This is a genomic window from Tenacibaculum finnmarkense, assembly GCF_900239185.1.
Lineage (GTDB): Bacteria > Bacteroidota > Bacteroidia > Flavobacteriales > Flavobacteriaceae > Polaribacter > Polaribacter finnmarkensis.
Map to the genome: position 1 here is coordinate 1 of NZ_OENA01000071.1, position 18,490 is coordinate 18,490.

The 18,490-nt window shown below is 27.9% G+C and carries 18 protein-coding genes; all 18 read right to left on the reverse strand.

Annotated elements, in window-relative coordinates; translation table 11 throughout:
* Positions 1 to 123: type VI secretion system tube protein TssD (tssD, locus tag AQ1689_RS13445; RefSeq protein ID WP_394364670.1), on the reverse strand; the 123-nt coding region annotated here is incomplete at its 3' end.
* Between the two features lie 304 nt (positions 124 to 427).
* Positions 428 to 1,198, reverse strand: a complete 771-nt coding sequence (locus AQ1689_RS09250; RefSeq protein WP_101915417.1) for a DUF5457 domain-containing protein — start codon at positions 1,196 to 1,198, stop codon at positions 428 to 430.
* Position 1,199: 1 nt separating this feature from the next.
* Entirely contained in the window at positions 1,200 to 3,605 is a 2,406-nt protein-coding gene (gene tssR, locus AQ1689_RS09255) for a type VI secretion system protein TssR domain-containing protein (protein ID WP_101955909.1), read from the reverse strand.
* Positions 3,602 to 4,441, reverse strand: coding sequence for a PKD domain-containing protein (locus AQ1689_RS09260; RefSeq protein ID WP_198913884.1), 840 nt, complete (start codon positions 4,439 to 4,441; stop codon positions 3,602 to 3,604). The genes tssR and AQ1689_RS09260 overlap by 4 nt, the downstream gene beginning before the upstream one ends.
* Positions 4,442 to 4,548: 107 nt before the next feature.
* On the reverse strand, positions 4,549 to 5,004 hold the full coding sequence (gene tssO / locus AQ1689_RS09265) for a type VI secretion system TssO (protein WP_101915414.1): 456 nt from the start codon (positions 5,002 to 5,004) through the stop codon (positions 4,549 to 4,551).
* Positions 5,005 to 5,060: 56 nt separating this feature from the next.
* Positions 5,061 to 5,558: a hypothetical protein gene (locus tag AQ1689_RS09270; RefSeq protein ID WP_145993651.1), complete on the reverse strand. Its 498-nt coding sequence runs from the start codon at positions 5,556 to 5,558 to the stop codon at positions 5,061 to 5,063.
* 52 nt (positions 5,559 to 5,610) lie between these two features.
* Positions 5,611 to 6,762 carry a hypothetical protein gene (locus AQ1689_RS09275; RefSeq protein ID WP_101955911.1) on the reverse strand — a complete coding sequence of 384 codons (1,152 nt, stop codon included), beginning with the start codon at positions 6,760 to 6,762 and terminating at the stop codon, positions 5,611 to 5,613.
* Positions 6,763 to 6,869: 107 nt separating this feature from the next.
* Positions 6,870 to 7,532, reverse strand: a complete 663-nt coding sequence (locus AQ1689_RS09280) for a hypothetical protein (protein WP_101915411.1) — start codon at positions 7,530 to 7,532, stop codon at positions 6,870 to 6,872.
* A complete protein-coding gene (locus AQ1689_RS13315; protein WP_232122606.1) occupies positions 7,522 to 8,706 on the reverse strand; it encodes a hypothetical protein in 1,185 nt (394 codons plus the stop codon). The genes AQ1689_RS09280 and AQ1689_RS13315 overlap by 11 nt, the downstream gene beginning before the upstream one ends.
* 630 nt (positions 8,707 to 9,336) lie before the next feature.
* Positions 9,337 to 9,507 (reverse strand): hypothetical protein, encoded by a 171-nt coding sequence (locus AQ1689_RS09290; RefSeq protein ID WP_180947567.1) that lies wholly within the window; start codon positions 9,505 to 9,507, stop codon positions 9,337 to 9,339.
* A 90-nt stretch (positions 9,508 to 9,597) separates the two neighbouring features.
* Positions 9,598 to 10,152 carry a hypothetical protein gene (locus tag AQ1689_RS09295; RefSeq protein WP_145993650.1) on the reverse strand — a complete coding sequence of 185 codons (555 nt, stop codon included), beginning with the start codon at positions 10,150 to 10,152 and terminating at the stop codon, positions 9,598 to 9,600.
* Positions 10,153 to 10,619: 467 nt separating this feature from the next.
* Positions 10,620 to 10,934 carry a hypothetical protein gene (locus AQ1689_RS09300; protein WP_101955913.1) on the reverse strand — a complete coding sequence of 105 codons (315 nt, stop codon included), beginning with the start codon at positions 10,932 to 10,934 and terminating at the stop codon, positions 10,620 to 10,622.
* Between the two features lie 2 nt (positions 10,935 to 10,936).
* Complete coding sequence (gene tssD / locus AQ1689_RS09305) at positions 10,937 to 11,665, reverse strand: type VI secretion system tube protein TssD (protein WP_145993752.1); 729 nt, start codon at positions 11,663 to 11,665, stop codon at positions 10,937 to 10,939.
* 43 nt (positions 11,666 to 11,708) lie between these two features.
* Positions 11,709 to 12,605 (reverse strand): TssN family type VI secretion system protein, encoded by an 897-nt coding sequence (locus tag AQ1689_RS09310; RefSeq protein WP_145993648.1) that lies wholly within the window; start codon positions 12,603 to 12,605, stop codon positions 11,709 to 11,711.
* Positions 12,606 to 12,625: 20 nt separating this feature from the next.
* The gene (locus AQ1689_RS09315) at positions 12,626 to 13,606 is read right to left on the reverse strand and encodes a hypothetical protein (protein WP_101915404.1); all 981 of its coding nucleotides are present in this window, start codon (positions 13,604 to 13,606) and stop codon (positions 12,626 to 12,628) included.
* A gap of 3 nt (positions 13,607 to 13,609) precedes the next feature.
* On the reverse strand, positions 13,610 to 16,045 hold the full coding sequence (locus AQ1689_RS09320) for an AAA family ATPase (RefSeq protein WP_198913885.1): 2,436 nt from the start codon (positions 16,043 to 16,045) through the stop codon (positions 13,610 to 13,612).
* 9 nt (positions 16,046 to 16,054) lie between these two features.
* Positions 16,055 to 17,824: a type VI secretion system baseplate subunit TssF gene (locus tag AQ1689_RS09325; RefSeq protein ID WP_101915403.1), complete on the reverse strand. Its 1,770-nt coding sequence runs from the start codon at positions 17,822 to 17,824 to the stop codon at positions 16,055 to 16,057.
* Positions 17,825 to 17,871: 47 nt separating this feature from the next.
* Positions 17,872 to 18,249, reverse strand: coding sequence for a hypothetical protein (locus AQ1689_RS09330; RefSeq protein WP_198913886.1), 378 nt, complete (start codon positions 18,247 to 18,249; stop codon positions 17,872 to 17,874).
* Positions 18,250 to 18,490 lie beyond the last annotated feature (241 nt).

Below are 18,490 nucleotides of genomic sequence, written 5' to 3' on the forward strand. Positions count from 1 at the left end.
TCCGCCATAAACATTAGAGGCTATTTTACCTTTTTTATCCGTATCTCTACTAAATACGTATTCTGTTTGTAATACGTCAAATTCTTTTCCTCCTAGTTCTAGTGAAGCTCTAAATGATCCCATAATAATGTTTTTTTTCTAATTAATAATTATTTTATTTTGTCTCACGAATAATGTAACTAGTATTATAAAATCGCTAAACAAAGATATTACCTATAACAATAGATAATTTTCTAACTAAAAAAATAAACATGTTTTACTAGGGAGAAATTCCCAAAATAGGTATACTCATAACACAGACTAGCTTCGCCTGTTTTTATACAAGTATGACAGTTTATTTTACAAAGAAGAAGAAAATTCTAAATTGTCATTTGCTCTGTAAATATACTTTATTATTCTATAATACAGAAACATATAGCTCTAAAAATTATATTTTTCCTTTAAAAAAAGTGAAAACGATTATTATTAAAAATAAAATATTACAGAGTATTATATTATGTAATATTTCATTCGTATAATTAATGCTTTTGTTTAAATTTTTATCTATTTTTTTTTGAATAATATTTAATTGAGACTGTTGTTGTTGTTGTAAACTGTCTATTACGTTATATAGTCGTGCTATTTCAAATTGTATATTATTATTGTTCTTGTTTTGTCTGGAAAACAAATAAGATATCTCTTCTATTTTTTTATTTTCATTATCTTCATCACTTGAAAGAAATATATTTTTTAATGCTACTTGTTTTTTTAAGACAGAACTAATTACTATTTCTTTTGTTGTAACCTCATAATCTCTTAACATATTAATATATAAATAAGTTATAAAACAAAGTACGAATGCTCCTGTAAAAAAAAATATTTTGCTTCTTATATTTTTTATTTTTTTATTAGATGGTTTTATATAAAAGGTCTCATTTCCAACCGCTAGCACTTCTTCTTCGTCCTCTTCTTCTTCGCTCTTTGCTTTTTGCTCTAAAAATTCATGCCTATCTAAGCTGTATTTATCTAAATATAATTTAACCTTTCGCTCTCTTACCAACCAGTCAGATACTTCTCTTACATATCGTTCTGTAATTTCAGGATTATCAATCTTCCATAAAATGTCTGATGTAGTTAAACCCATTGGTTTTTCTCTATCAGCATTATACATTATTTTTAATATAACTTCATGTATCGGTAAATCTGTAGATGTACTCATACTAAAGAATTTGATTGTTTGAAATAAAATAATATTCCTTTCCGCTACCGTCTTTATACATTTTAACTTCCTTATTTAATTGTAATTCTTCTAATATTTCTATTTTATCTCTTAATTTTCTCATTGTTTCTGCAAAAACAATATGAGTCGCTTTTCGTTTTCGTTTCATATGTTTAAATTTCGTTTTCGTTAAAAAAATATTTTTTACAGGAAGCCCTGTTTTTAGAAAAAATAAATCAGCCAAATAATCTTTTCTTCTAAGTGTTTTTCTAAACAGATTTTTATTAAAATCTAATCTGTTTTTTCTATATAATCTATATAATCGTCTTCTATGCTTCCTTTTTACTATTATATTTTTAGAAAACAATGGCACTAACGATTTATAACTATCTACTAGTTGTTTTAATTCTTCTTTACTTAATAAGTACCCTAAAACAACTTTTGGATTATCTTCTAAATTCTGATATTTATTTTGGTAATATCTTTCAAACATATAGTTCCTTGGCAACTTAGATAAGTTATTGAAATAAATTGTATCTTTCAATATCATTTCTTTTATTTTATCCCCTGATTTACTTCTAAGAAACCCTAAATTTTCAGCATGATATTCTAAAGAATTTGTCAAAATTTTATTAAACCGTATTGTTTTACTGAGTACTGAATCTAACGTTATATCAAAAGAAGTTGCGGACAACACCTTGTTTATTTTAGGAAATGTAATACCTCCTTGATATGTGCTATTATCTGGAGCATCATAAATATAAATATTATCTGGAGCTGGAATACTTTTAAATGTGTTTTTATTTTTAATAAGCGTATTTTCTACAATAAATGCTCTTATAAAATTAGAATGACTTAAACTTACTTGTCCTAAAATATCTTTCGCTTGTAAAATATAATCCTGGTGATAATCATCTGATTTACTTTCTAATTGATAAAAAATAATTCGAGAAGATGTTTTTCCTAACCTCTGAGTCATCTCTTTTAGCTGTGGAGCCTTAAAAAAACGTTTTTCCCCTGAAATTATTATAATATTATTTGTAAAACTTTCTTTTCCTAAGCCTTGAGTAGCATATTCAAAACACTGTGAGATTCCATCCGTATTTATTTCCGGAGTAAAATCTGCAGGTAAATCTAAAAATATATTTTGAAGAAAATCTACCCAAATTAAAAATGAAGTAGTTTTTGGTAACCGATAAAACTTTCCACAACCATAAGAACTAGCACTAAAACTAACTTCATATCCTTTATATTTTTCTTCTGTAGATAAAAATAGTCCTATTCTTTGTAATGAACTCATTAAAAGCAGTTGTTTTTTTTGAAGCTCAGTGCTACAGTCAAAAATAAAATGAAAGTTCAATTTTTTATTATCGTTCTTTATTTCTTTTAGCTTTCTAATCAAAACATCTTCTCCATCTACATTTATAAGCTTATTATCAGAATGATTCCAAACATTTATTGGCACTATCAATGCTCTTAAACTATCCTTAACTATTGTTTGTTTTTGATGTTTTGAAGTATCATACATAAACGAACCTCCTATTTCATTTCTATCTATATATTCATGTTTTTTTTTGTTTTCATCAAAAAAAGTTAGTGAGTCTGTATCAACAATACTATATACCTGTTGTTGACCTATCTTTTTCAATAAAGATTCAGGAATCCACCCCATAGTTCTAGGGAAATCAGTTTTTGAGTTAAGATGTGCTAAATTTGAAACTAATGCGGCTTTTTTATTAACACTATATTTGTATAAATAGACAAATTGATCTAACATTAATTTATGAGAACTCTTTTCTTTAAAGAATGGATCTTTAAATATATATACAGAATCTTTATGTACATGTTTCGCCTTATTATACAACGAACTAACTTTATGAGAGCCTATCACATAACGTAAAGCTTTATAATTATATTCACTTAATTTTGGATGTGAATAATAGAGTACTCTATCTTTATGAATCCAACCTACATATTTTGCTTTTTTAGCATCTTTGAAAGTATTTTTCCCACTAAATAAAAAAGAAAACATACCCTTAGGTTTTCCTATTAATTTAGGAGTAGCTTTTACCACCTTTAAAAAATCATTTTTATTATCTAATACATAATAAGGAGTTAAAAAATCTTGAGGTTCACCATTTTTTTGTGAGTAAGCATCTAAATAAACAAGATTATCTGAACTATCTGAGTATACTTTATAAATACTTCGATCTCGTTTTTGTCTTTTTCGTATATTAGTAGTTTCTTCTAAATTATAACTCTTTCGAATTTTTTTTTCTATTTTACTATATTTTTTAACCTGTCCTAAAAGTGGCGATTCAAATATTGATGAAAAAACTAAAAACACACTCAATACCAACACTTTAAAAACCTTAGTTTGTTTATTTTTATTATAGGACTGCTTCATTGATTAATTATGCTTTGTGTTACTTGTATTTTTTTTACGCAATTAAAAGTATCTAATACTACTTCATTAATGATTACGGTTTTTTTACCTTTACCTTCTAAATAATGTAACCCTTGGCAATAACTATACAAGTCATTATACCTAGCTCCATTAATTACTATAATTACCTTATCTGCTTGATTACAAGTATATCTGTTTTCTATGTGTTTTAAACTTTTATAATAGTCTCTCTTATTATTTATAGAAGCATCAGCTATGGTTTGCAATCTTTTCTTAATATCTTTTTGTGCAATTGATAAGGAATCTAAATGCTCAGATTCTTCAATAGCTTCAAATAAGGGCAAAATTTGTATTAAATGACTAACGGGGTATTTAGATGTATTTGTTTTTAATTTCACATTATATATTCCAGGGTTTTTATAAACATAAATTACCTGCCCTTTATAAGCATCTACAGTACCTGTTTCGCCAAATTCCCAATACCAAGATTTTACACCTGGGCTATATGATGAAAAAACGAGCTCTTCTCCTACATACCCTACATCTATTCCATGAATTACAGGAATAGAATCTATTGCTTTTTCTCTTGGTAATGATATCACTTCTATATATTTAGAAATTTTATATTTGGTCTCTACCTCTAAAGTTATCAAATACTTTCCTTTCTTATTATACCTATAATTAACATCATGTGAACGCATTATAGTATCTCCATTACCCATATGCCATATCATATCTCGATTCCTAAAATCTAAACTATCATTTATTGAAAAATTTAATTTTTCATTTACTTCGTAATGGTAATTTTTATTAGAATCATAGATCGAAAAATCCATCGAACTAACTGTTGCTTTATATGGCATCCATATAGCAATAATTAGTGTTATAATTACAGCAAGGGATAGTAGTATTAATATGATTTTTTTATTAAATCTCATCTGTTTTAAATATTAGCTTTACACTCATTAAGATTATCCATAATAATTTTTTTATTCTTTAACATAGAACTATACTCTTCTCGGGTATCGAAATATATTTGCAAAATATTAGCAGATTGAATTCCAAAAAAGTATTTCGAATTCATTTTATTTTCTTTGTATACATCTCTAATTTCAAATATTTTTTTATTTATTTCATCTTTTATTTGCACCTGATGTATATCGAACTTCATTACTTTTAGTTCTGCATTAATGTTTTTTACTTTTTCTGTATATTCATTTTGCTTTTGTATAATTTTTTCATAATTGTCAATTGCTTTTAATAATTCACCATTATCAACTGCAGGTATTTTCATTATAAATTTTGTTTGAATAATATATAGTAAAACAATTGCCAAAGTAAATAGTAATATAAATTTTATCTTTCTCCAAAAAGATTCATCTAATGTATCTGTTTTCATTTTTTTTTATGTAGTTATTGTATTTTACACTAAAAATAGCACGTAATCTGTTTGGTTTATTTTTTTGATTTACCTCCTTCTGACCTATATTTCTCTCTACATTTTTCTAACAATTCTTTATTATATAGGTATTCTTCAGATTCATTTTCATAATTATCTACTACAGCTTGAATCTCTTTTATTTGCCTCAATAGCTCAATGTACAATTGAAATTGATTTTCGATACTCGATGCCGTATTTTTAATTTCGCGTTCTACATTAGTGCGCATGTTAGATATTAACCCCTGAAATTGTTTATGTTCTCCAAGCGTTCTTTTTTTGTTTTTTAATCGATATAGATACTTCGTCATTTCATCTATCTTAAAAGTTATAAATGCTTGTTTTTCGAAAATATCATTATATTCAGCATGCTTTTTCTCTAAAACATCTATTCCTTTTTTCCCTGTATATATTGCAAACAAACTACTACAAAACAGCAGTGTAAGTGTTATTGAAAAAACTAACAAAAATCGCAATTGAGAAGCTCTTCTTTTTTTATAATTTAAAGGTTTCACTAGTTATAATTATTTAAACATATTAGACACATTTTTTTTAGACACATTAAAACTAATCTATTATAGACCAAGATTTGTTTTGTGGCTTAGCCTTAATACTCATGCTTTCTTCACTAATTACAATATTATCTTTTCGTTGCCCTATATACTCTAGATCACTTAATTTTTTCCAAAGTCGATCCATAATAGCCATAAAGTAATCTACTTTATCTAAGGTATTATTTATCTCATGATGATTATAATTCATGTCTATTACCTCCCCTAATGTAGCTTCAAAAACAGAAGGTTTTACATCTATCCATTCATAATAATATTGTAATAGTTTTTCTTTTTCCGTTTCTTCCATAATGGTTAACTCGTTCGATAAATAGTTAGCCAAAATAGATATTTTTTGTGCAATATATACGGGTGGTTGTTCTTCTCCTATTTGATTGAATTCAAAGATATGTTGCCCTACAAAATCCATTGCCTTATTACTTAACAAAAAGGTATTACGAACTAATGTATTACTCTGTTGCTTATCTCTATTTTTCTTATTAATAATTACAGAGTAATTACGTAATCGTACTAATACCTGTGCTATTTTTTTATGAAAATCGTGTAATGGTTTATAATATACGATTCGAGATACCGGTGGTGTGTATTCTTTATCAACCACAAAGTTTCCATTTCGCCAATACACTTTACTTACCAATAAAAAATTGGCATCCATAAAATTGCTATTAAACTGATTTTTAGGCATTATTTTAAGTCCTATTCTTGGTAATACATACGGATGATGTAAAGGAATTACTTCTGGATCGGGTTCTCCTACAGGCAATAATTCAAACGGATTTATTGCCACCATAACATAAAATTCTACATTACTATTGGTGTCTACGTCTTTCGATTCTATTTTTGCCGTAGGTATATCTCCTCCATACATCTCAGCCGAAAATGCAATTTTATACCCTGATTTAGTAAGAGCATTGCAACTATGTAAAGCTAAAACTAATCGTTCTTCCGTATGGGTCTTAACTTCTATTTCGAGCGCAGATACCGCTCCATTTATAGCTTGTAATAATCCATAATCATAAGTATGCATTCTAGTTTTTACACTATCATTAATGCTATTTATCGTATTAAAATAATTATCGATAAAATGATCTTTGGTAAGCTTTACTCCGTCTGTCCAATTAACAGGATAATAGTCTTTATTTTTCATCTGCTTCTTTTTTTAATATTTTCGGATATTATTAATCTAAAATTAATTTATATTTCATGTGAATATTTAGATTTATAAAGTTTTGTTCATTGCCATTTATAAATAGATTAAGGATGAATTACAATCGTTTGTACTTTTTTTATTTCTTTACCATTCTTAGCATTAATAGTATATAAAAAACTTTTCCGTTTAGGTGTTCCAAGATGTTTTATATGAACATTCCAAGTGTAAATCGTATCTTTTTCTTTTATGATAAAATCACGTTCCATATGATTAATTACATAGTTTTTTGGTTTCTTTTTTTTAACAATATTATATGCTTCTTTAAAGCAAATTTGGTACTTATTTTTTTGACGGTAATCAATAGTCTTAATTATATTACCTTTTTTGTCAAAAAAACATGCTTGATTAATGTATAAATAATTAAAGGAATCATCATTTTTTAATCTAAAGACCTCTCTTCTTTTCTGCAGCTTTAGGTTTTTGTAATATTTCCACTTACTTGTTTCGTTTATTTTATCATGTAAATAAACTACAATTAAGTCATCACTATAAATAACTATTTCTTTTTTTGTTTTTTTATCTTCATAAAAAATTTTGGGTGTGTAGGTGATTTTTATATTTTTTAATAGAGTAGTGTCTAATATAAATATTTCTTTTTCTGTAATATAGTTAGGATTACATATGTTGTCATTTTTAATAAATTTTCTGGGGATATTACAAGCTAATAAGCTTATTAATATTACTATATAAATAAAATTATATTTCATTTGAATATTTAGATTTATGAAGTTTTGCCCATTGCCATTTATAGGTGTGTTTTTTAGTGTTATTATAATCCATATAATTATCAGTTTTACCTTTTAATATTTCAAACCCACTAGCTATATTAAAAGTGTGTTGTAAGCAGATTTCATGCATTATTTCGTGCGGTATTTCAACTGATGGTGAAACTTTAGTATTCCCTAATGCAATTACTGAAAGACCTTTACCTGTTAATGAAAACCCATTGGTATAGGCTGGTAAACCATCTTCACTCATTCGATAGCATTTTAAATTAGTTAAAATTAAAACAATTGTTTCATTATTATTTAAGTTATTATTTTGTTTACCAATATGATATAGGTTGGATGAGAATGATTGCTCATCAGATTTTGTAGAAATAACTCTTTTTTCACCATTCATATGCTTACGTATTTTAGTAATATGGAATTTAATAGTTTTATCTTTATCAGTATTTGTTGTTACTGTTTCTAATATAGGGATATTAATTTCATAAGGTTTTTCATTTTCAATAACAATATCAATTAAGCATGGATTAAAGGCTCTCTTGAAATACTCTTGTAGTTTAGAAGAAACAGAATTACTTCTAACTTTATCAATTTCACCTTCATTAAATTCAGCAATCGCCCATTTTAATTTTATTTTTTTAGGTTTAGGGTAAAATATATTTAGAGCACCTACAATTAAGTTATCATCTGCTTTTATTACTATTTGAGCAGTACTGGCTTTATTGTTTTTACAGGTGATTTTTACTTTTTCGGCGTCTTTTATGTTTTTAGGTTCAAAAGTAAAATCAGGATGTTCTTCAAAAGCAATCGTATTATATTCTTTAGCTCTGCTTTTTTTATCCCAATCTAATTCAAGTGTAACCGTTTGGTCTTTTCTTATACTTAACCAACTAGGTATGTATTGTTCGTCTAGTATTTTTTTAGAAAGCGGTTTGTATTCCTTTTTTAATTTTTCGTAGTCAGATGCTACAATATTTTTATCAGGTATGGTATCAAAACCGAATAAACCATTTTTAATGTCACTTTTTTTAGCTTTTAATTCAATTTTAAAAGTCTTTTTAGGTTTAAATAATTTTAGTTTAACAGGTGCTATTTTTGCTCCAAAATGTGGTTCTACTTCTAGTATTAATGTATAAATTGGTTTTCTTTCCATAGTTTTTTTTGCCTTGTTGCCAACGCTCTAGTATAAGCTTAGTAAAGGGCTTCTATTCGTGTGTTTTGGGTTTGGCAACTACTTTAGTCAATACAAAACCACCTTTTATTTTTAGCCTTTAACCCTTATTAAGTTTATACCGTGTTAGATAACATTATCATTGGTCTTTTGATTACTATATTCAGGCTACAGATAAAACTCTTTACTCTTTTTGTTTATCTTTTTTTTTAACCAATCCTTGTTACTTTTTTTGATGTAGATTATATACCAAAGTATTGCAACTATAGATAATATATATATACTTTTAATATTGTATCAATAAAAGTTTCACCAAATGAATCAATAGTAAACAAGGGGATAAAAAAAAAGAATATTAAAATAGTAAGGTATGTAAACCCAAAAGCATGCCAATGAGTAATACCATTAGGAAAATTGTAATTATGTTTATTCAAATTTTTAATTCTGTTATTAAATTTTTTTGTTCTTTCCTGTATCTCATACTTGTTAAACTTTCTAGTTTTAAAATATAACTTTCTAATCGAAAGAATTATCTTATAAAGAGGTCTTTGAAGTGCGATTGAAAATTTAGCCTGGACGAACCACATATAATAATATAAATATTTCATTTTTTTAATTTTTTTGTATATATTCTACAGTTGTTTCACCTGCTTTACCGCCAAAGTAGCTAACAATAATGCTTCCAATAATTGCACCAGGTATAGCACCAACACCTCCAAACACAGAACCAATTAAACCACCTATATATGCCCCAGCAGAACTTCCTGCTAAACCTCCGACCAAACTTCCTGTCGCTTGTTGAGTTTTTTTACAAAAACCATCTTCTTCTTTATAATTATAGTAAATATCAGTTTTAGTGCTTTTTTCATAATTTTATCGAGGTGAACCAATCATTATATCTTTAAAATTTTTCTTAAAACTATGTTGATCTTTGTATGGAGTATAGTCATTCGGGTAGTCATAATTAAGATAATAACAACTATCAGTCTTATCAAAAGAACCTATTAAATATTGGTTAATCTGTTTATTTTTAAAAATCACTTTCTTTTTAGTATATAAATCTTCTGTATCATTTAAAGATGTAAATAAAAACAAGTCTGACGCATCTAAATAATTTAATAAATTTTTTGCATTCATATTTTTATATTTTACTTTCCACATAGCTCCAGTTACCTTATGATTAAGTGAAACTCTTTCATATATCATATGATAAGATTCAATAGAGTCATTTAATTTTCTAGAGTAAGCATTATGCATATAATCAAAAGATTCAACAAAAAAAGATGTTTTTTTTACACTAGATGAGCTTACAAATATATTAGGTGTAAAAGGGATATTAGACACATTCCTATTCACTAACAATGATTGATAACACAAGAGAAATATTAGAACACCTAGAATCGATATCCATTTTAACGTCTTTTTCATAATTTATTATTTATTTTTATTCCATATCCCCTTTAGGTTTTTATTTCTAACATCAATCCAAAATTGCTTATCTCTCTGATTCTTTCCTTTATAATGACTATCTACAAAAGAACCAGTATTCGATTCCAACAAAAAGTAATCTCTAAGATAATTAGTATTTGGGTCCCCTTCTCCAAAATCATCAGGATAATTATGATACATTAATTCATGAATATAAACACCTCCTAAAGTATACTTGGAATCTCCTCCTTCATCTTTAAAAAAAAGAGTTCCTTTTACTTCTTTAACATCATTATAATTTTTGTCATATAAAAAGATAGTGGATCTATTATGTATAAAACCTCCATTTAGCTGAAGAACTTCATCATTATTTATATTAATAATATTTGTTCTATATGCTAATTTCTCTGTATGAAATTCATAAAAAGCTTTAGTAACAGAATCTTGCCCCCAAGCAAATGATTTGTTTAAACTAAAAAAATATCGGCTTCTGTGATAGCATCATTAAGAAATGCATTCTCTAAATTAAAAATATTAGTTACTTCAGGTCTAAGATTTAAAGGCTTAGTTATAATCAACTCTTCAACACAAAAAACATTATAAGTAATTTTAAATTTTTTCTTAAAGATTGTATTTAAACTTGCTGCTACACGTTGAGCAAAACTTACATTAACAAATCTTGGACCAGTACCTTTAATCTCTTCATCAGGAAAAATAATATCTAAGCTATTTCCCTTAGCTGAACTAAAGCTTGCTACTATTTTATTTTGTTTTCCAGCCATATTTAATGTTTTTCTTTAATCGTTGTTAATTCAACTCTAGTTTCTTTTCCTGTGACAATAATATTTTTTATAATATCATTTTCAGCTACTACACCATCATACATATAATCTAACTTATTATCATTTAAGTTTAAATCTATAGTTTCGTTATCTGCATTTTCAGTTTCAATAACTAAAGTGATTTTCTGGTCAGCTTGAATTTTTTCTTGTGTTATTTTTTCTCCTTCATTATTTTCAAAATAGTACTCAATAAACTTAGGTTCTTCATTATTCTCTATTGCTTGATAAGGTGTTCTTTTGCTAGGAACTACCCAACTTACATTCCAACGCTTTAAAAAATTCACCCCATAGTTTTGAATTGCAGGCGAAATTGTAATAATTGTTTGCATAGGTTCTTTTCCCTCCGCATTAAATATTTCTTTAAAGTAAATTAAATGTGTATCTTTAAATTTATAAGTTTTTGTTGGCGGATAATCTAATCCATTTTCGTAAAAATAGATTTTACCTTCTTCCATTTTATCTACCTCTTGCCAAGTATCGTCCTCATTTTCTTTGGTCATCCAACGTAGAATAACATCGGTATCTTTTCCTGTAGCAAAACAAAGGGTAATTAAACCACTTATAATATCTGTAGATGGTTTTCCGTTTTTACGTATTTCTCTGTAATATTCCATATTCGTCCAAAGTAATTCTATTTCTTGTCCTAGTATGAATAGTTTTGCTAGCGTCATTTTTTTCTTACTTTTCTTAAACCTGATATATATTTATCTCGTATTATTCTGCTGCTGTTTTTGCTTCTTCTTCATTGTTTTTAGAAACACGACGTACATATAAAATAGTTTTGTTCTTTATCTTATTATCTATTACATCTCCTTCAAAATCGAGCATTCTAGTGAAAATAGGCATGGGCAACCACTTGTTGGTATATAATATCCAACCATAGGGACCATTACCATCTTCTAACTCGATAATATTGTTTGGGAACCGTATATTTTGATCGTCAATAAATCGATTAAACCACCTACCTAAACTTACGTCTTCTGGTAGTTTTACAGAAAAAGAAGCATACTCCTTTGCCTCTGGTGACCGTTTTACTTTTACGGTTACTTGCATTAATCGAAAAGTATCTACACTGTTCCAATACTCCTCATCATTAACCTCATTATCAACAATCCATAACTTATAAAATGGACTCGGTATCTGTAAATACATATCTCTAGAAAATACATAAAAAGGAGGTACTAAAAACCATAAAACAGTTAACATTGCCCATAGTTCATACCCCAATTGGTTTGCCCAAGAAAACACAAAATAATATGCCCAAGAAGCTAATATAATGGAGATAAATAACCCCAATATCATTAACCATTTATTTTCTTTAAATCCGATATCTTTAAAAAATTTGCTAGTAGAAAACCAATTAAATAAGAACCCTAAAAGTAAATAACAACAAATGGAAATGACTAAACCACCCCAAATAAATTCATATTTTAAAAATCCTAATAGGCTAGGAAGTATTAATATTATTGAAAGCAATAGTATAAAAACAATTAATTTCTTAAGCTTTAATACAGCTTTTCCTTTTGCAATTGTATTTAATACCACCGTTGCAACAATCATAACGAGTGGTGCTAATAAGTATTTTAAAAAAAAGAGTAATAATACATTCATTAGTTATGGGTATTTATATTTTAAACACTTAATATTATTTCGCGTTGTTCTTTTATTTTTACTTTTTTTACTTTCTTCTTAGATTCTGCTAATACGGTATCGTATCCTAAGTAATTTGTTCCTAATTGAAATTCATTAGTGTACATAATTCGGTGTTCTACAATAATTTCTCTATTAGAAAAAGTAAAGAATTCTAATATTTTTTTAATAATGCTTTTGTTTTTTTGTAGCTCTTTATATTCTTGACTTTCTTCTAACAACATAACAGCATTAATATTATCTTGCTCACTAATTACAGGACCCTGAGTACCGATATCGTACCCTAATATCCCTTCTCCTAAAGCTAAAAAAGGGCTTTCCTCTATTACACATAACTGATATTTTAACACCACACTAAATCCTAAGATAGATCGTAATAAATTCTCTAATTCCGGTAAATTTTCTTTTAATTGCTCAGAATTACATAAATTAAGAAAAAGCTTATATAACTGCTCTTTTTGTAATGGAATATCTTTTTTAATAATAGCCTTTGCAAAAGAAAATAAGTTTTCCTTAGCATAATCATCTGTAAAAATATTAAAGTGCCTATTCGATAATCTTAGTTTTTCTTCAAACAAAAAAGTATCAAAAGGCATAAAAAAGTGGATATTCTCTTCTTCTTTTTTACGATTTTCACGAATCGCTTCTACCACCTCTTTATTACTCATTGAAGGAGTACTAATAACCAATGGATGAAATAATATCTCTGGCAATTGATGATAAATACTGTTACGACTTAAGTGAATAAAAACAGTATTTGCCTGAGGCATCATACTTAAAGGGTCGTAACTTGTTAAATCTAGTACGTCTTTTGAAAACGCCCTACTATTCATACCATGGTTTTGTATCCACACGTTACTGTCTTTCGAATCTTTTAAAATGAACATAAGTTCGTCATAAAACACTTCAGCTACAAAACCAGTTATTTCACTTTTCTTTATATTATCTAAATCCATTGCCATGAACTATTGCTTTTCCCAAATTAAACTTTCTTCTTTATAATCTACCAATACTACATCGCCAGAAATTATACTTTCTGATACAATCATTCTTGATATTGTTTTTTTAAGATAGGTGCGAATGACCCCTGATATAGGTCTGGCTCCATATGTTTTTGAATATCCTTTTTTAGACAAATATTTTAAAGCCTCTTCAGATAAATTAAGCGTTATATTTTTTTGTTGCTTTAATTGTTTTTGAAGGCTTTTAAATTGCAAACCAAAAATCATTTGTGCTACTTCTTCATTAATAGGAGCAAAAGGGACAACTTCTGTAATTCTACCCAAAAACTCAGGCCTAAAATGATCACTCATCACTTCTGTTAATTCATTCGACTGTGGTATTTTATTCTTTTCAAACTGATCTGAAATCCATTGACTACCAATATTAGAGGTGAAAATGATTATCGCATTAGAAAAATCTCCTTCGCGTCCTAATTTATCATGAATATGCCCTTCATCCATAATTTGCAAAAAGACATCGTATACAGAACTGTGTGCTTTTTCAATTTCGTCAAATAATATAATCGAATATGGCTTTTCTCTAATTTTGTTTACCAGCATCCCTCCTTCTTCGTAACCTACATATCCTGGAGGTGCTCCATATAAAAGAGCTGCAGAATGTTCTTCTTTAAATTCTGACATATCAAAACGAATCATTGCGTTTTCATCATCAAAAAGTAATTCAGCTAAAGATTTTGTGAGTTCCGTTTTACCAGTTCCTGTGGGGCCTAAAAAGAAAAATGTACCTATTGGTTGTTTCGGGTTGCTTAAGCCACTTCTAGATTCTATAATAGCATCTGATAATGTTGTAATAGCATGATCTTGCCCTTTTACTCTTGCCCCTAAACGTTCTTCAATATTAAGAAGTCTTTCTTTTTCTTCGGCTTGTATTTTACCTATAGGAATTCCTGTTATGCTCGCTACCATTGCAGAAATTTCATGGGCTGTAATTTCTTTAATTGGCTGTATTGCTATTTCTTTTGCTTCTGCCAAATACGCTTCTAAGTTTTGTACTAGAGCTTCTTCTTCTTTTATCGCAAGAATATCATATTTACTTGAAATATTATTTAGTATTACAGGGCTTATCTTGTCCGTCGTTAAACGATATAAAAAGTAAAGATTGGTTATAGAATCTTTTTCTCCTAAAACCAGTCCCTTTAATTGTCTCTGCAATACTTCAATCTCTTTTAAAGAATTAGCATTACTGGTGTGTACAGATGCTAATGTTCTATCTAACAACTCTATTGCCCCGTATGGTAATTTATTTTCTTTAAAGTACCTTTTAGAATATTGCACCGATTCGGTAATAGCTTCTTCAGAAATTTTTAATTGATAGTACGCTGTTAACTTATATCTATGATTATCTAAACATTTAAGCAACACCATCATTTCTAGCTCTTCGAGCTTTATTATTTCAAGCTTACGATTAATAGAATGCTTTTCAACAGTCTTTCTGTAGGCATCCGGATTAATAGTAGCAATAAGGTTTATTGTTCCGTTATTAAGCTCTGCTGAAATTAAATTACTTACAGCCCCTGATCCTCCCTGAGTGCCTTCTATAAGAATTTGTATGTCATCGATAATAAAAAGACAATTTTCTAATTTCCCTATTTTATCAAAAGTATCACTTAATTTTTTAGCTACATCGCTCTCATTTGCACTGTTTGCTAATAATTTGGATGCATTAAGTCCTATAATTTGTTTTTCAGAAACCAAAGTATTCTCTGACTCTGCAATATGTTTAATTAACCCTTTAATAATTCCTGTTTTTCCTACACCAGAATCACCTACTAATAAAATACCTCTGTTTTCTTGTCGTTCCAAGCTTTCGAGAATACTTCTTATTTCTTTATCTCTCCCTAAAATAAGAGTTCCTTCGTCTATATTTTTTTGGGTAATAAGATTCGTACAATACGGTATCGATTCAATTAGTTCGACCTGTTCACTATCAGTTAAATTATTTGAAGAAAAAGCTAGAGACTCGTATATCTTATAAAATTCGGCTTCGGTTACAGAAATGGTTTCTAATTGTTTATTTGTATATACAACACCTTCTCTAAGGATTGCAATAAATACACAAAGCCCGTCTATATAATCGGTTCCTAATTTTAATTTTGATCTTTCTGATTCTTCAAATACTTTATCGACCTCTTTATCGGGTAAAGGTTCTGTTGCTTCTTGGTTTTCTGATTTATAAACTTCCTTTCGCATTTCGAACCATTCTTGTAAGTAATCAACATCTTTACCCATGCTAGATAATATGTCGCTTACTCCTGTCGATTCATATAGTAATGCCAAGGCTAAATGTGCTACCCCATATGTTGTATGCCTATCTTTAGCTGCAAACGACTTTGCTAATCGTACTGCTGATACTAAACTTGCACTGAAATTATTTTCCATTATCAATTTTTATATTATGTTCACTCGATAGGGTGTGTTATGCACAGATTTACTCTCTAATTGTAATTCTAAGGAATTACCCAATCGTTTTTTGTTTTCACTACTTAAATTTTCGGCTTCTTTAAGTAACACCTCTACATTTATAGTTCTAACTAATCCTTGTTTTTTGTGTACTGATATTCCAACACCTGATTTCACAGATACACTTTTAACAACATCTCCTATTGTAACATACATAAACTCTTTAATATCTTCATTAGAGACAATTCTATCTTTAGATAATAAGCCATATCGAAAACTACTAATCTTTTCTTTTGTTCCTTTTTTCACGGCTCCTCCAACCGTATCCGTTAATAACCTTATACTATCAGACTCTAAATCAATTGTTTGGTATTGACTAAGTAAAGCACCCTCTTTTATTCCATTAGCTAAACCTGCATTTGTGGTCCAATAAACACACTCATACGTATCTGAAGTTTTATACGGAATTGTCTGTAAATAAACTTTTTCATTATTATTGCTTACATCTTTAAATCTAAAATTTACCTTACGTTCTAAAGCATCTAACTTATCATTAAGATCTTCAAGATAGCTATTTAATAAGTCATAGCCCATAGCCGAAAAAGAACTTCCTTCTTCTCGTACTGTTTGTATTACATCACTTAAAATATATTTTGCATTACGTTCATCAAACTGCTCTATGTCTCCGAAATAAAGAGAAAAAGAACCTTCCATATTATTTATGTCATTTTTTAATGCATTCTTATATACCCTTCCTTCATTGTCAATAAGAGATTCTGCATTTAAAAAATATTCCTTCTCTTTAAAATATAGAGAAATAATCTTACCATTTCTTTTTAAACTATGTTGTTTATAAGATTTTTTTCTATTAACGATAGGAAATGTATTGGTAGAAATAGTAATTTTATCTAATTCTTCTTTTGTAAAAGCAACCGAAAATGATATTTCTAACCAAAAAAGTTCTTTATCATATTCTTCAATATCTTCTTGATTGAATACCTCGCTACACTTATCAGTTAATTTCTGTCTTTTTTTAGAGCTATTACTAAGATCTACGGTATATAAATAATCTTGGTAATATTTTTGTATCGTAGCATAATAATGTTCTTTATTTGTATTTAGATCTTCTTCTTGATATAGCTTTAAATCATTACCATCACAATCTTGTACGCTACTCATTTTAATATATGGATCGAGATGAGAATCTTTTAATAAAATACTTATTGGTATTTTCTTTATATCTTTTAATAATGATTCATCAATATCTATCCCTACCCAAATAGTATATTCAGGTATTTTACTTTCTTTATAAGAATTTATAATATGTTTATATCCTTTATTTGTATCAAAAGACAGTTCTCTATCCCAAGCAGTACAATATACATTTGCTTTTAATAATTCTTGATTTTTTATTGGTGTAAAGAAAACATCGTTTAACTCTCCTTTAACTATTTTCTGAAAATATAACTGCGTAGTTTTTTCCATTTCACTAACTTGCTCTGAAGGGTGAACACTTAGCAATGTATGTGAAGGAGTAGGTAATGACCAACTTTCATTAACTAATATTTTTGATACTCTTTCTAAAAGTTTAGCATCAGATACTTTTACTTCTTGATGCACTTTTGACAATTCATAAGAGAATACATCTAAAAACATCTCAATAACTGGATCAACTTTTTGAGTATTTTCAATACCCCATAGCTCCATAGATCGCATTTTCATGCGTTCTTTAATTTTTTTATAATCGTTAACCATCATAGATTTAGGTTATTATTAAACTTCTTCTCATATTTCATATATTTTTTTTATTGAGACAAAGGACTTACATACAAAGAAGTATTAAAGTTAAATACGGTTCCTGTTTGCACAATGTTTCCCGAAACACTTATTACTGCTTTCCTTCTTACTACAGAGTGTTTTTCTGAATCTACATCGGTATCAACTTCACTTAAACTTACATATACTTTTATCTCTGTAAGTCTAGTTTCATACTTAATAATTGAATTAAGTAGCGATACTCTTACACGCTCTTCCCATTCATAAATTTTAACTAACTGATTAAACTCGAGTTCCCATATATCTGATCCAAAATCATTTTTCCCTGCAACTTCTCCATATCTGCTGGTAATTTGCATCATAATATACTGGGCAATAGACTCTTCTATCAAACACCTGTTTTGCATTCTTCCTTGTAACATACCAGAAAAATCTATAGGTAATTTTATATATTTCATATGCTTTTAAACTTTTCCTTTTTCTAATCTTAATAGCTCTTTTTACGTAGCTTAATTTTTACTTTAGCATTAATAGTGTTTTATTAACTTTAATCTGTATTGTCCTGAAATAGGTTGACCTTTTTTTTGAATTTATAAGGTTAATAATTCCAGATTTTTTTTATTTCTTCGATACGATTTATATTCGATA